Raw genomic sequence first — 14,410 nt, 5'->3', positions numbered from 1 at the left:
CTTATTCCCCCTTTGATGAATTCACTTCAATCAATACAGCATCGCCCTGGCCGCCGCCTGAACAGATGGATGCGATCCCCAGGCCGCCTCCGCGCCTTTTCAGTTCATGAATCAATGAAACAATGATTCTCGCTCCGCTTGCTCCGATCGGATGCCCTAAGGCTACCGCTCCGCCGTTCACGTTTACTTTTTCCAGATCAAGGTTCGCAAGCTCTGCACTGGCCAACGCTACTGCTGCAAAAGCTTCGTTAATCTCAAATAAGTCGATTTCTTCAAGGGTTCTTCCTGTTTTCTTCAGCAATTCATTGATGACTAAGCCCGGTGTTTTTGGAAAATCCTTCGCTTCAAGGGCAATTGCCGCAGCTCCGAGGATAGTGGCCATCACTTCTTTTCCTTCTTTATGTGCCCGCTCTTCAGACATGAGGACCAGCGCTGCAGCACCGTCGTTTACTCCAGGTGCATTTCCTGCTGTAATGGTTCCTGTTGAGGAGAAAACAGGGGCCAGTTTAGCCAGACGTTCAGAAGTTGTATCTTTTCTTGGTGCTTCATCCGCTGTTACAGAAATCGGCTCTCCTTTGCGCTGAGGCACCTGTATCGCTACGATTTCTTCAGCAAACGTGCCATCATCAGTGGCGGAAACCGCTCTTTGATGGCTCCTTAATGCCCACTCATCCTGTTTCTCACGTGAAATTTCAAGCTCCTGCGCCACTTCATTGCCGTATGTTCCCATGTGAACGCCTGTAAAGGAGCAAGTGAGTCCGTCATGTGTCATCAAGTCCTTCACCTGCCCGTCTCCCATACGATAGCCCCAGCGAGCTTTTGGAAGAATATAAGGTGTATTGCTCATCGACTCCATCCCGCCGGCTACAACCACTTCTTCATCACCGGCACGGATGATCTGATCAGCTAAGGTTACGCTCCTCATTCCGGAAGCACAGACTTTGTTGATGGTTTCTGTTTTCACTTCCCATGGCAAGCCTGCCTTCCGGGCAGCCTGACGGGAAGGAATCTGACCCTGTCCGCCCTGCAGCACACAGCCCATGATCAGTTCATCTACCTGGCCCGCATTGACATCCGCTCTTTGCAGCGCTTCTTTAATCGCTGCTGCACCAAGATCAGATGCAGATAAAGTGCTTAAAGCTCCGCCAAACTTACCGATTGGTGTACGTACACCGCTGACAATGACTGTTTTACCCATGCAAAATCACTCCTTTTATTAAAAAGCTGAAGCTGGATTGATTAAAACGCTTACAAGATGTCCCGAGCGAACGCTCGGTCAACAAAGATTCATGGGTTAACCTGCTGCCAATCGACAGCAGGTTAACCTCTTATTGCACCAATTCTTTTTCTTTTGATGAGCCAAACAAGGAACGTTCAAGAATTTCAACGACATCCAATGTTTGAACCTGATCTTCTGCTTCTTTGGCTTTTGTTCCATCGCTCAGCATGGTTAAGCAGTATGGGCAGCCGCTTCCGATCATCGTCGGATTAACCGCCAGTGCCTGCTCAGTCCTTGCGACGTTAACACGCTGTCCTGCCTTTTCTTCCATCCACATCATACCGCCGCCTGCACCGCAGCACATGCCGTTTTGCCGATTTCGGTCCATCTCAACAAGCTTTACTCCAGGGATGGCCTTCAATATCTCACGAGGCGGCTCATACACTTCGTTATAGCGCCCGAGATAGCAGGAATCATGATAAGTGATGACTTCATCCACTTCAAACTTCGGTGTGATGCGGCCTTCTTGAATCCACTCTGCCAAAAGCTCGGTATGGTGATAAACCTCACCTTCATAACCAAACTCCGGATACTCATTTTTAAAGGTATTATAGGCATGCGGATCAATCGTGATGATCTTCTTCACATTATGTTTTTCAAATAACGCGATGTTGCTGTTGCAGATTTCCTGGAACAAGAACTCGTTTCCGATTCGTCGAGGCGTATCCCCGGAGTTCTTTTCCTTGTTACCAAGGATGGCAAACTTGACGCCGGCCTCATTCATGATCTTTGCAAAAGCAAGTGCGATTTTCTGGCTTCGGTTGTCGTAGGCCCCCATGGAGCTGACCCAGAACAAGTATTCAAGCTCTTCACCGGCCTTCTCCATCTCTTTTACGGTAGGAATCGAAACATCTTCCCGAAGCTCACGCCAGTTTTCTCTTTCTTTTTTGGAAATGCCCCATGGGTTTCCTTGCTTTTCAATATTTTGGATGGCACGTTTGGCATCGGCCTCCATCTTTCCTTCCGTCAGAACAAGATAGCGGCGCATGTCGATGATTTTATCCACATGCTCATTCATCACCGGGCATTGATCCTCACAGTTTCGGCAAGTAGTACATGCCCAGATCTCTTCTTCGGTCATGACCTCGCCGATCAGTTCAATATTATATTCAAACTTGAACGCAGAGCTTCCGTCTGTTGCAGCAGCCATCTCTTTAGCGCCCTGTCCTTTTGCTGCGGCTTCAAAAGCAATCTGGTTGCCTTTTGTATTCGCGAAAGCAAAAGATGGCATCCATGGTGTGCGTGAAGTAACCGCTGCTCCTTTTTCAGTGAGATGATCCCTTACTTTAATTATCATATCCATCGGCGAGAGCATTTTGCCTGTACCGGTTGCCGGACACACATTTGTACAGCGGCCGCATTCTACACATGCATACAAGTCGACAAGCTGCTTCTGGTTAAAGTCTTCTACCTTGCCCACTCCGAATACTTCCTGAGTTTCATCTTCGAAGTTAATGGATGAAAGTTTCCCAACTTTATCCTTCCTCCCAAGCCATACATTGAGCGGGCCCGCGATTAAGTGAGCATGCTTGGACTGAGGCACATAGACAAGGAACGTGAGAAGGAACAGTAGATGAATCCACCAGGAGATAAAGAATAGGGTGACGGCCGCAGCCTCTGGCAGCCCGCCAAGGATATAGGCGAGGCTTGAAGCAATCGGCGCCGTCCATTCGAGCTCCAGATCATGCCAAAGGATTTCCATGGCGTTGCCGAGGAGGACGGAAATCATTAATCCTCCGATGAACAGTAACACGAGACCTGCTTTAAATCCCCGTTTAAGGCGTACTAGCTTTTCGACATATCTGCGGTAAAATGCCCAAACGACCGCTGCTAGGATGAGGAAAGTTACGGTTTCCTGAAAAAAGGTAAATCCGGGATAAAGAGGACCAAGCGGAAGATGCGACCCAGGGGCTAGCCCTTTCCAAATAAAATCAATCGCACCAAATTGGACAAGGAGGAACCCATAGAAAAATAACACATGGATGATTCCGCTCTTTTTATCTTTCAAAAGCTTCTTCTGACCGAATACATTGACAAGCACAGCTTGGATCCGTTCCTGCACGGTATGGTCAAATTCGACTTTTTTACCCATTTTGATGAATTCGTAACGAGTTTTCACCACATATGCAAACAAATAGATGGCGTAAGCGGTTACAAGAATAAAGGCAATCCAGTTCAAGATCTGTAAACCGTTCATCAATTATGCTCCCTTCATCATTGTCTGTTGCCCTCCCTTTTCCTGTCTATAACAAGAATGATTATTCAAAAAGGGTGGAATTTTCTGAAACCATTATAACATAAATAATAGAAATGAATGAGCATTCAGTCAATATTATTTTAAAAATTTTTTTGGGGTGCCTGACACCGTATTTGGGGATACTATTTACACTGATTTCAATTTCTATCAGAAAGGAAGTACCGCGATGGCCATCTTATCCTTGTTTTTAATTCTTCTGCTTGCTGCCGCTATGATTGCGGTGCTGATCTGGCTCGATTTTCGGTTGGGCAAAAAAAATGTGGTGAAGAAGGAATTAGACGAACCTGCCATCTATACTGGAGAAGCGTCTCTTATTACAACCGGGACTGAGTTTTTCGATACGTTATTTGAAGAAATAGAACAAGCAGCCCATCATCTACATATTCAATTTTATATTTTCAATGAAGACTGCATCGGCAAGGAGATGACGTCACTTCTCAAAAGAAAGGCGAGAGAGGGTGTAAAGGTAAGGCTTCTCGTTGACTATTTGGGCAGTTTTTTTCTTAAAAAGAAGGCCATACATGAAATGAAGCTGGCAGGCGTTCAATTTGCCTACAGCTTCAAGCCCGGATTTCCTTATTTTTTTTATAAGCTGAACCGGCGAAACCATCGGAAGATCACGATCATCGATGGCAAAAAAGGATTTACTGGGGGATTCAATGTCGGAGATGAGTACTTAGGAAGAGATCCGAAGCTTGGCGACTGGCGCGATTATCATCTGCAGCTGCATGGCCCTGTTGTTCACGCCTTTCAGGAGCAGTTCCTCCTTGATTGGGAAGCGGCCAGCGGGGAAAAACTGAGCGGTGATTCTTACTTTCCGGCGCTTGATGAGGGGACACAGACATTTACCTCCCTTTTTTCAACCAAACAGATCTACTTGTTCTTCTTGCAGCAGATTGAACAGGCCAAAACGAAAATATTCATCGGATCACCCTATTTCATACCCGACGCCAAGCTGCAAAACGCTCTCCTAGATGCACTGAAACGAGGGGTAGAGGTCACTCTGCTTGTCCCGATGAAATCAGACCATCCTCTTGTAAAGGAAGCCTCCTATCCATTTATACGGGAACTGTTAAAATCGGGTGGGCACGTATATCAGTACTATGAAGGCTTTTTTCATGCCAAAGTTTTTATGGCCGATGAAAACATCTGTGATATTGGAACCGCCAATTTTGATCTGAGAAGCTTGTTTACCAACTCAGAGGTCAACTGCGTTTTCACTGATCAGAAACTGATTCGGTCGGCATTGAAGACCATTGAGGATGACTTGGCCCGTTCAGTCATTATGGACGTGTCTGCTCTGGACAAGCCTTCCTTGTGGACTAAAATAAAAATGCAGACAGCGAAGTCCTTTGCACCTTTTTTATAAGTTTTGTTTAAATAACGCTTATAAGGTAAAAGAAACAATAGAATGACTAGACTTCAAGGGGGGGTTCTGGAATGCTTGTATCTTTCGGTTATGTGTCCACCGCGCTTTCCCTTTTCGATTCATCTCCTTCCAAAACGATGACGTTTGCCACTTGGTCGAAGCTTGAAAAAAAGGAACGGGAACAGCGGTTGATTTTCATTACGAAAACGAATTTAAAGAATACAGTTCGAATCATACACTATAATATCGCATCCCAATTTCCTTTATATCGGATGTCTTCTTCAATCGTTCCGCTGGCGACCCATCCCGACGTCAACTGGAATTATTTAAAGCATACGGCCGATGAATTCCGTGCGGTTGGAGACCTCGTGAAAGACCATGGCCTTCGTGTGAGCCTGCATCCCAACCAGTTCACCCTCTTTACAAGCGCCAAGGAGCATATCACTCGTAATGCAGTGAAAGACATGGAGTATCATTACAATATGCTTAATGCCATGGGCCTGGAAAAAGAAGCCCGAATCAACATCCACGTCGGCGGCACCTATGGAGACAAAGAAGCCTCTATTGCACGTTTCTATGAAAATATAAAAAGGCTGCCTCCTCTCATCAAACAAGCCATGACGTTAGAGAATGATGATAAAACGTATACGACGGAAGAAACGCTGGAAATTTGTGAAGCAGAAGGAATTCCTATGATGTTCGATTTCCACCATCACATGTCAAATCCAGGTTCCATCCCGCTGGAAGACCTGCTTCCCCGTTTTATTGCCACTTGGAAAGGAACCGGACGCCCCCCCAAAGTCCATCTTTCTTCCCCGAAAACAGAAAAGGCCTATCGGAGCCATCATGACTTCGTAAGCCTGGATTATGTGATGCCTTTTTTTAAAATGATCAAACCATTTACGGATGAGCTGGATGTCATGATCGAGGCAAAACAAAAAGATCTTGCGCTCATTCGATTGATCAGTGAACTTGCAAAGGTTAGGGGGATCAAACGGATGACGGGAGGCACTTTGGTCATCTGATGGATTTGGCCCACGTTGTCAGGGTTTGGTTAAAGAAGTGGTGCTTTTTCACCGGAATCTGATGAAATACACCCGGTACAATAACGGTTTTTGTTTGAGGGACGAGTCTTTGATAGATCTTTTGATAAGGCAGGAAATGAAAGCACCGTGAGCCATAGAACAATAACAAAGGTACTTTGATCTGCGGCAGAGCTTTCGTGCAGCTTTGGCCAAAACATTCCTCATAAAAGCGGCGCCAGAATTTCGGGCTGCCTTTTTTGCATTCCTCTGCGATTTGATGCCTGTCAGTTGCAGTCACTTGATGTGACCAGGCTAAGCTATTGATCAGAAGCAGTGGATGATGTTTTGCGAAATGGATCCCCAGCCGGAATTCTTGTTCCACAAACCAGGAAGCCACCTCTGGAAAACCACCGCTGATCACAAGGGCGTGCACCCGCTCCGGATAACGCAGAACAAAATCCTGTGCAATCGTACCGCCTGCAGAGTACCCGCAGACAATAGCCTTTTCAACTCCCAGCTCATCAAGCAAAGCGAGCAGGTCGGCACTCAACGTTTGGATGGAGAAAGAGGGATTGGCGCAAGGTGTGTTTCCATGCCCCCGTATATCGTATGTAATCACTCTGAAACATCGGCTTAGCTCCGTATGCTGATAGTTGAAAATACGGGAAGTCAGTACGGGAGGGTGGATCAAAACAAGCGGAAAACCGGATCCTGACTCCCTGTAAAATGTATTGACGTCCTTTCTTTCCATGGTGCCATCCCCTTTCTAATCATGGCTTTATAAAAAATGAAAATAACCATGTGTACATCTTGTAACCAAGATAGATCCCTACGATTCCGGCAATGCCGGACAAAGCAGGCGGAGCCGGAATGGGGAGCTTAAATAGAGCAAATACGAGGCCTACGGCTGCTCCTGTGATCAGTGCTAAAACAACTAGCTTCATTATGCATTCCTCCTCCGTTTATGGTTTCCTGGAACACGGTGTTTATCCATAGAAATGCGCAAGCGCACTGATCAGGGGCGACAAGCGCCGGACATAAAAAAAGGCCTGCTGTGTCAGTAACAGCAGGCCTTACTCTATTTACATCCGCTCCGGTGCGGAGACACCGACAACCTTCAATGCATTTTCAATCGTAATTTGCGTGGCTTTCATCAACGCGTAGCGCGCCGCAGATTTTTCTTTGTTTTCAGCATCGAGTACTCGCTCTGCATTGTAAAAGCTGTGCAGGGCAGATGCAAGTTCAAAGACATAGTTGGTGATCCGGTGCGTCAGCATCTTGTCTGCCGCCTCGTCAATGGCAGCCGGGAATTCGCCCAGCTTTTTGAGCAGTTCAAATTCTTTTTCTGATGAGATGTGAGAAAGATCGAGCTCTCCACTGTACGATAAGCCCATCTCTGCGCCCTGGCGCAGCATGCTGCATACGCGGGCATGCGCGTACTGTACATAGAAGACCGGATTCTCGTTTGATTTTGAAACTGCTAAGTCCATATCAAAATCCAGATGAGTATCAGAGCTTCTCATCGCGAAGAAATAACGAGTCGCATCGATGCCAACCTCTTCCATCAGATCCCTCAAGGTTACCGCTTTACCTGTACGTTTGCTCATCTTTACTTTTTCCCCGTTTTGGAACAGGGAAACAAGCTGGATAATCAATACATCGAGCTGTTCACGGTTATAGCCGAGCGCCTCGATGGCCGCCTTCATCCGAGGGATATACCCGTGGTGGTCCGCTCCCCAAATGTTGATCAGCTTCTCAAAACCGCGGTCAAGCTTATCCTGGTGATAGGAGATGTCCGGTGTAAGATACGTGTAGGATCCGTCATTCTTAATCAACACGCGGTCCTTATCGTCACCAAAGTCTGTGGTTCTGAACCAGGTTGCCCCCTCTTCCTCATATACAACCCCCGCGTCTTTCAGCTTTTTGAGGGCTTTGTCGATCTTTCCGGATTCATATAGGGACGTTTCAGAGTACCATACATCAAAACCAACCCTGAATTCAGCCAGATCGCGTTTGATCTTCTCAAGTTCCTTCTCGAGCCCGTATTGGCGGAAGAAGTTGAAACGCTCCTTTTCATCAGCTGCAGCCCATTTGTCACCATACGCTTCAGCGAGGTCTTTTCCGAATTCGATAATATCTTTACCGAAATATCCGTCCTCCGGCATTTCTTTTTCTTGCCCAAGAGCCTGAAAATATCGCGCCTCGATGGAATAAGCAAGGTTATTAATCTGGTTTCCTGCATCATTTATATAATATTCACGGGAGACATCATAACCTGCACGGTCAAGAATGTTGCAAAGTGAATCCCCGACAGCGGCTCCGCGCGCATGCCCAAGGTGAAGGGTTCCTGTCGGATTCGCCGAAACAAACTCTACCTGCACCTTCTTCCCACCGCCGAATTCTGTTCTGCCGTAGTTCTCCCCTGCTTGAAGGATCGCTGGAACCAAGTCGGTCAAGTAGGCATTATCCATATAAAAGTTAATGAATCCTGGTCCTGCAATCTCAAGCTTACTGATGGAAGCTTTACTTTTATCGAAATGATTCAATATCTCCTCAGCGATCGCTTTTGGTGCTTTTTTGGCAATGCGAGCCAGCTGCATCGCCATGTTAGTCGCGTAGTCTCCATGAGACTTATCCTTTGGGATTTCAAGAACAACCTCTGGAAGCTGTTCTCTTTCTGCCAATCCTGCCTTAATGACCGCTTCTTCTATTTCTTGCTTTAAATGGAGCTTTACCTGATCTACAACGTTCATGCCTTCGCCTCCTGAAAATTGATCTTTATTGTATAGCTGCCTGTGTCTTCACCCTGCAGCACAAGTCCGTACTTTAAGAGCAAGTCGCCCTCTTTGCTCTGCTGGTTCCAGCGGAAATTCATCTGATGTGTGGTGGTTTCCATCCATAGCTGGCCATAAGGAGTATCGTACATTCCCTGCGTCGTCTGGCCGATCAAAAACCTCTGACGCATTGCCACACTGCCGCTCCTTAAGATGACAATCCCTTCATGGTTCATTTTAACTACATTGTTGACTGAACCGGCGCCCTCTATAACTTCCGTATACTTAAGATATGTGCTATCTCCCTTACGGTACAGGGTTCCTGTTGCTTCGCCTTTATGTACATCCTTTTCCTTCGCATGCTGTATGACGGTTTCCATTATTAAATTGACCGAAATCACAGCTTCTTGTCCACCCATTGTCGGATCCGTCCTTTTTATCGTTTCTATAAAAATACAGAAGCATTGATCTGTTTCTGTACCTCGATCTCATGTGTTTATTGTATATAACTCAACTATTATAAAGGATTCTTCCCTATTTCTTCAACCTTACCCTAAAACAAAGAAAAACGCACTTCTCCTCTCGAAGTGCGTCAACGGATTGGAAGGCTTATTTTTACAGCCGTTCCTTTCCCGGGATGACTCTCTATGATGATCTCGCCATTATGCTCCTGGATAATTTTATAGCTGGTCATCAATCCCAGCCCGGTTCCCTTCTCTTTTGTAGAATAGAATGGTTCACCCAGTTTCTTAAGGCTTTCAGGCGGAATTCCGCATCCCTGGTCTTGAATAATAATTTCAATGTTTCTGCCTTGGCGCTTACTGTCGATATGTATGATTCCGCCATCCGGCATCGCTTCAATCGCATTTTTTACTAAATTAATGAACACCTGCTTCAATTCATTCTCCACACAATCAATCAATGGGAGATTCTCGCCCAGGTCACATACGATATGGACATTGTGGACAAGAGCCTGGCGGTCCAGCAGATCGACAACATAATGGATGAGCTCTTTAATGTCCTTTTTTTCCACCTTTTTGGATTGAGGCTTCGCAAGGATGAGCAACTCCGTAATGATCTGCTCAATCCTGTTCAGCTCATCCAGCATAATGCCATAATATTTTTCACAGTCCACAATTCCTTTGGACTGGAAGAGCTGGATAAACCCCTTTAGTGCGGTCAGGGGGTTTCGTATTTCATGAGCAACCGATGCAGCAAGCTGGCCGACAATGGATAGTTTATCAGACTTGCGAAGCAGCTCTTCCGCCTCCAGACGTTCGGAAATATCCCGCGTGACGGCAATGATCTCAATCACCGTACCGGTCGTCTCATCTTTAATTCCTCGGCACGTGGCTTCAACCCAGCGGTATTCTCCGTTTACGCTCTTCAGCCTGAATTGGAAGTTGCTGATATCGCCCCCTCTTAACAGCTGTTCATGCACCTGTAGCGAAGCTCTCATATCGCTTGGATGAAATAAAGCAAAGGCTTTTTTGGACAGCAATTCCTGAGGGGTATATCCGAGCAGCTGTTCGCACGCAGGTGAGACGTATAGCATTTCCCCCTCCACGTTATGAGTAGAAATTATGTCGGTAGAGTTTTCAGCAAGCAGTCTGTATCTCGATTCGCTTTCCTGCAGTTTTTCATGGGAAGATACCTGATCCGTGATCTCCCGTCCAAAAACAAGCAAGTTTTTTCGACTGCCTTCATCATCAAAGACAGGAATTTTGTATACATCAAAAATTCTGTCGCCCGAAGAAGCCGGAATTTTTTCAACACAACGCTGAAGTTTGCCTCCTTGCCAAACACCTTCATCGGTTTCTATACAATAATCGAACACCGGTTTAAAATATGGAATTAATCGGCCAAGCTCAGCATCTGTTTTTCCGACAAATTCCGTATGAGGATAGCCAAACATTTCACCAGAAAATTTATTGGCGTACACAAATTTCCCATCTCCGTCCTTAATCCCGATAAAGTCTGGAACAATATTTGTTAAGGCAACCAGCAGGTCTTCCTGAAAAGCATCTGTAGCTTCTGTTTTTACAGGTTTGAGAATGCACACTTTATATTTTTCATCTGTTCCTAAATCATCTATATTCACATCTACAAGCATCGGATCATGCGTATCGCCAGACAGTATGGTTTGCTGTTCATTTCGTTTTTTATTCAAGTCTGGAAGGAGGCATGATATGGAAAGGCCCTTCAGCTCTGGTAAAGTGCAGCCTGTCATTTTTACTGCTTCTGAATTCATCTCGTGTATACAAAAATCATGTGTAAGAAGGATGACCGCATCCGACAGCTGATGCATAAAGGGCATCGGAGACCTTGTAAGCTCATTTCCCATTTCTGTTGCTCCTTTCCGCTTTCATCTATTCACCTTTTTAACTATATCAAAATAGACACAATATTGTTACTTTTTTTCGACAAAAAAAGACTGAAACCAACAATTGGCTCAGTCTTTTTTCATTCATTATTATTTGTTCACCCAGCCTAAAAGAATTTCCCTCAGGAATTTACCCGCAGCGATTGGCGTTTGTTCAGAAGGATCATAGATTGGGGCTACTTCAACCAAGTCAGCACCAATGATGTTGATGTCAGACTCAGAGATTAAATGGATAGCCTCCAGCAATTCTTTGGATGTAATCCCTCCTGCCTCAGCCGTACCCGTTCCAGGTGCATGGGCAGGATCAAGCACATCAATGTCGATCGTTACGTAAACATTGCGGCCAGCAAGCGTCGGTAATACCTTCTTCAAAGGCTCCGCCACATCGAACTTATGCATATGCATACCGGACTCTCTGGCGAATTGAAACTCTTCTCTCATTCCTGATCGAATACCGAAAGAGTAAACATTCTCCGCACCAATCAGTCCGCACGCTTTTCGTATAGGAGTAGAGTGGGAAAGAGGCTCTCCCTCATACTGCTCCCTCAGATCCGCGTGGGCATCGATATGGATGATGGCAAAATCATCGTATTTATTCTTTAACGCCTTAAAGATCGGCCATGAAACGAGGTGCTCTCCGCCCATGCCCAGTGGAAATTTCCCGGCATCCAGCAATGTTGTCACATATTCTTCGATAAGATCAAGGCTGCGCTGCGGATTTCCGAAAGGAAGCGGGATATCACCCGCATCAAAGTAATTGACTTCTTCAAGATGCTTATCCGCATATGGGCTGTATTCCTCAAGCCCTAAAGAGGCTTCACGGATTCTTGCAGGGCCGAAACGAGAACCCGGACGGAAGGATACCGTCCAGTCCATCGGCATTCCGTATAGAACCGCATCGGCTGTTTCATAATCCTGCTTGCTTAAAATAAAAACATTTCCAGAATAGGCTTCGTCAAATCGCATGACTGTGGTCGCCCCTTTCTCTTTCTGTGTGGCTTCAGCTGCCGGCTTTACATGTGCAATGCCTCGGTTTATTAATATCTTTGAAGTTTTCTTTTACTTAATCAGATCTCCTACAAACTTCGGAAGTGCAAAAGCTGCTTTCTGGAGATCTTTTGTCCAGTATTTGGTCTCGATGTCATGAAAACGCTCTTCGTTGACTTCGAGCGGGTCGTATTGTTTGGAACCAATCGTGAACGTCCAAAGTCCGCTTGGGTATGTCGGGATATTGGCTGTATAAAGACGCGTGATCGGGAAGATTTCGCGAACGTCTTTGAACACTTTTGAAATGAGTTCCGGTGTGAACCAAGGGTTGTCCGTTTGGGCGACAAAGATTCCGTCTTCTTTCAAAGCCTTTGAAATCCCTTCGTAAAAGCCTTTTTCGAACAATTTCGCAGCAGGTCCTACCGGTTCAGTAGAGTCGACCATGATGACGTCATACTTGTTCTCGCTAGTTGCGATGTGCATGAAGCCATCGTCCACTTTTACTTCTACCCTCGGGTTATCCAGATCACCAGCAATTTCAGGGAGGTATTGCTTGGAATACTCGATCACTTTTCCATCGATTTCAACCAACGTTGCCTTCTCTACGGAAGGGTGCTTCAAGACTTCACGGATCACACCGCCATCGCCGCCGCCAACAACCAGAACTTGAGTTGGTTTCGGATGAGTAAACAAAGGTACGTGTGCGACCATCTCATGATAAACAAACTCGTCCTTTTGCGTGGTCATCACCATGCCGTCAAGAATAAGCATGTTTCCGAACTCCTCTGTTTCCACCATATCCAGCTTTTGGAATTCTGTTTGCTCCGTCACATATGTACGTTTAATTTTTGCAGTGATCCCAAAGTTTTTCGTCTGTTTTTCCGTGAACCATAGTTCCACGTTCATCACTCCTCTATTTGAGATGCCAGGCATCGTTGTTCTTTCAACAAACATAACGATTATAGCATTTACTTTTTTGTTATTCCACACGCAATTTCAGTTAAACCCCTCACTTGAGAGCTCATCGATCTACAGTTTGGCTCCAACTGAGACAGCACCTTCTTCAAAAGGCTTAATTAACGCGTGCAAAGTCTCGATATACGGCAGCTTCAGCTTGCATTGCGCAGCGAGCCTCAATGCACCTCCCTGTAAGTGATCGACCTCCAGCCGCAGGCCCTTCCGCCTGTCTTGATGCATGGATGAAGTAGATTCGTAAGCAAGGCCCTCCATTTTTGCCATCGTCTCCTCAATGTCTTGTTCTTCCAGCCTCACATGAAACGCGTTGGCAAGGTTCTTCATCTCTGTCAGCACGGCACGGAACAGCTTGATTGTTTCTCCCTGCTCCCGTATTTTACCAATGGGCAGATTGGCAGCTGTTGTAACTCCAGAGAATGCTGTAATGAACATATACTTTTGCCAGAGACTTTTAAGCATATCAGAGCTCAGTAAAGCGTTCATGTTGCTTGCATCCATCATCCGAGACAGAGAATCACACATTTTCTGCTGGGAAGCAGCAAGCGGCCCGAAAACAATGTCATGCTGGACGCTCGTATGAACCACATGTCCTTTTTCGTCCAAGGTTGCGATGATAAAAGCCAGGCCGCCGATCACCGCCTCTTCTCCAAGCTCGTCCTGCAGCTTATAAATATGTTCGATCCCGTTCAGAAGAGGGAGAATACGCGCCCCTTTCTCTACGAGCTGCTTTAAAATAGGAAGCGCCTCTTCCAAGTGATAGCCTTTGACGGAAAGCAATACAAGATCACAGCTCTCCACTTCTTCCGGCCGAAGGATAAGATCAGGTTCATTTAACCTATAATCTCCTTGCACGCTATGGATATACAGACCATGCTCCTCAATCTCCTTCTTTCTCTTTTCCCTTACTAAAAAGGAGACCTGGTGGCCAGCCTGAAGCCATCTTCCCCCAAAATAGACTCCCAACGCGCCTGCTCCAAACACAACAACCTTCATTTCGCTCACCCTGCCTTCTTTTAATTCAGAACTTTCTCATTTTTATAGTACCGCAAAGTAATTGGATACCCAAATAAATCAGCAGCTTTCGATCACGGCCTTTTTTCCTAACTTTTTTAAGATTGAATGCAATCCCGCAGCGGATGGTATAATGGGAAGACAATAGTATAGGTTCCTTGGGGTGGTCGGCGCACTCTCTATAAGCTGAAGCTGCAACCAATCGTGTACAGGCTTTACGCGAAAGGGGGTGATGCCTCTGACGATATTCGAAGCGCTTATGTTCGCGGTCGCTTTTGCGTCCCTTATCGTTTCTGTTTTGTCGCATAAAAAATAGACCGCCCTTCAGCCCCAACTCAAGGAAACGGTCT

12 protein-coding genes are annotated in these 14,410 nt (G+C 46.0%); 2 read left to right on the top strand and 10 right to left on the bottom strand.

What is annotated here, in order from left to right:
* Position 1: 1 nt before the first annotated feature.
* Positions 2-1,198 carry an acetyl-CoA C-acetyltransferase gene (locus tag QYF49_RS00680; RefSeq protein ID WP_290397718.1) on the bottom strand — a complete coding sequence of 399 codons (1,197 nt, stop codon included), beginning with the start codon at positions 1,196-1,198 and terminating at the stop codon, positions 2-4.
* Between the two features lie 130 nt (positions 1,199-1,328).
* Positions 1,329-3,476, bottom strand: coding sequence for a (Fe-S)-binding protein (locus QYF49_RS00675; protein WP_290397717.1), 2,148 nt, complete (start codon positions 3,474-3,476; stop codon positions 1,329-1,331).
* 226 nt (positions 3,477-3,702) lie between these two features.
* On the opposite strand from QYF49_RS00675, the gene cls reads away from it, so the two are divergent.
* Together cls and uvsE are read left to right on the top strand one after the other, a co-directional pair.
* Positions 3,703-4,905, top strand: coding sequence for a cardiolipin synthase (gene cls, locus QYF49_RS00670; RefSeq protein ID WP_290397716.1), 1,203 nt, complete (start codon positions 3,703-3,705; stop codon positions 4,903-4,905).
* A 71-nt stretch (positions 4,906-4,976) separates the two neighbouring features.
* On the top strand, positions 4,977-5,930 hold the full coding sequence (uvsE, locus tag QYF49_RS00665; RefSeq protein ID WP_290397715.1) for a UV DNA damage repair endonuclease UvsE: 954 nt from the start codon (positions 4,977-4,979) through the stop codon (positions 5,928-5,930).
* Here the strand turns inward: uvsE and QYF49_RS00660 are convergent.
* From QYF49_RS00660 to QYF49_RS00625, 8 genes are all read right to left on the bottom strand, one after another.
* Positions 5,923-6,681: an alpha/beta fold hydrolase gene (locus QYF49_RS00660; RefSeq protein WP_290397714.1), complete on the bottom strand. Its 759-nt coding sequence runs from the start codon at positions 6,679-6,681 to the stop codon at positions 5,923-5,925. The genes uvsE and QYF49_RS00660 overlap by 8 nt on opposite strands.
* Before the next feature lie 19 nt (positions 6,682-6,700).
* On the bottom strand, positions 6,701-6,874 hold the full coding sequence (locus QYF49_RS00655; RefSeq protein WP_290397713.1) for a XapX domain-containing protein: 174 nt from the start codon (positions 6,872-6,874) through the stop codon (positions 6,701-6,703).
* A 138-nt stretch (positions 6,875-7,012) separates the two neighbouring features.
* Complete coding sequence (gene argS / locus QYF49_RS00650; RefSeq protein WP_290397712.1) at positions 7,013-8,683, bottom strand: arginine--tRNA ligase; 1,671 nt, start codon at positions 8,681-8,683, stop codon at positions 7,013-7,015.
* Positions 8,680-9,123 carry a YwiB family protein gene (locus tag QYF49_RS00645; RefSeq protein ID WP_290397711.1) on the bottom strand — a complete coding sequence of 148 codons (444 nt, stop codon included), beginning with the start codon at positions 9,121-9,123 and terminating at the stop codon, positions 8,680-8,682. The genes argS and QYF49_RS00645 overlap by 4 nt, the downstream gene beginning before the upstream one ends.
* Positions 9,124-9,296: 173 nt before the next feature.
* Positions 9,297-11,048: a PAS domain-containing sensor histidine kinase gene (locus QYF49_RS00640; RefSeq protein ID WP_290397710.1), complete on the bottom strand. Its 1,752-nt coding sequence runs from the start codon at positions 11,046-11,048 to the stop codon at positions 9,297-9,299.
* Between the two features lie 129 nt (positions 11,049-11,177).
* Complete coding sequence (speB, locus tag QYF49_RS00635; RefSeq protein WP_290397709.1) at positions 11,178-12,053, bottom strand: agmatinase; 876 nt, start codon at positions 12,051-12,053, stop codon at positions 11,178-11,180.
* 93 nt (positions 12,054-12,146) lie between these two features.
* Positions 12,147-12,974 carry a polyamine aminopropyltransferase gene (gene speE / locus QYF49_RS00630; RefSeq protein ID WP_290397708.1) on the bottom strand — a complete coding sequence of 276 codons (828 nt, stop codon included), beginning with the start codon at positions 12,972-12,974 and terminating at the stop codon, positions 12,147-12,149.
* Positions 12,975-13,103: 129 nt separating this feature from the next.
* Entirely contained in the window at positions 13,104-14,042 is a 939-nt protein-coding gene (locus QYF49_RS00625) for a ketopantoate reductase family protein (protein WP_290397707.1), read from the bottom strand.
* Between the last annotated feature and the right edge of the window lie 368 nt (positions 14,043-14,410).

It is taken from the genome of Fictibacillus terranigra (genome assembly GCF_030412265.1).
Classification (GTDB): domain Bacteria; phylum Bacillota; class Bacilli; order Bacillales; family Fictibacillaceae; genus Fictibacillus_C; species Fictibacillus_C terrinigri.
This window is presented reverse-complemented; position numbering and strand designations above follow the sequence as displayed.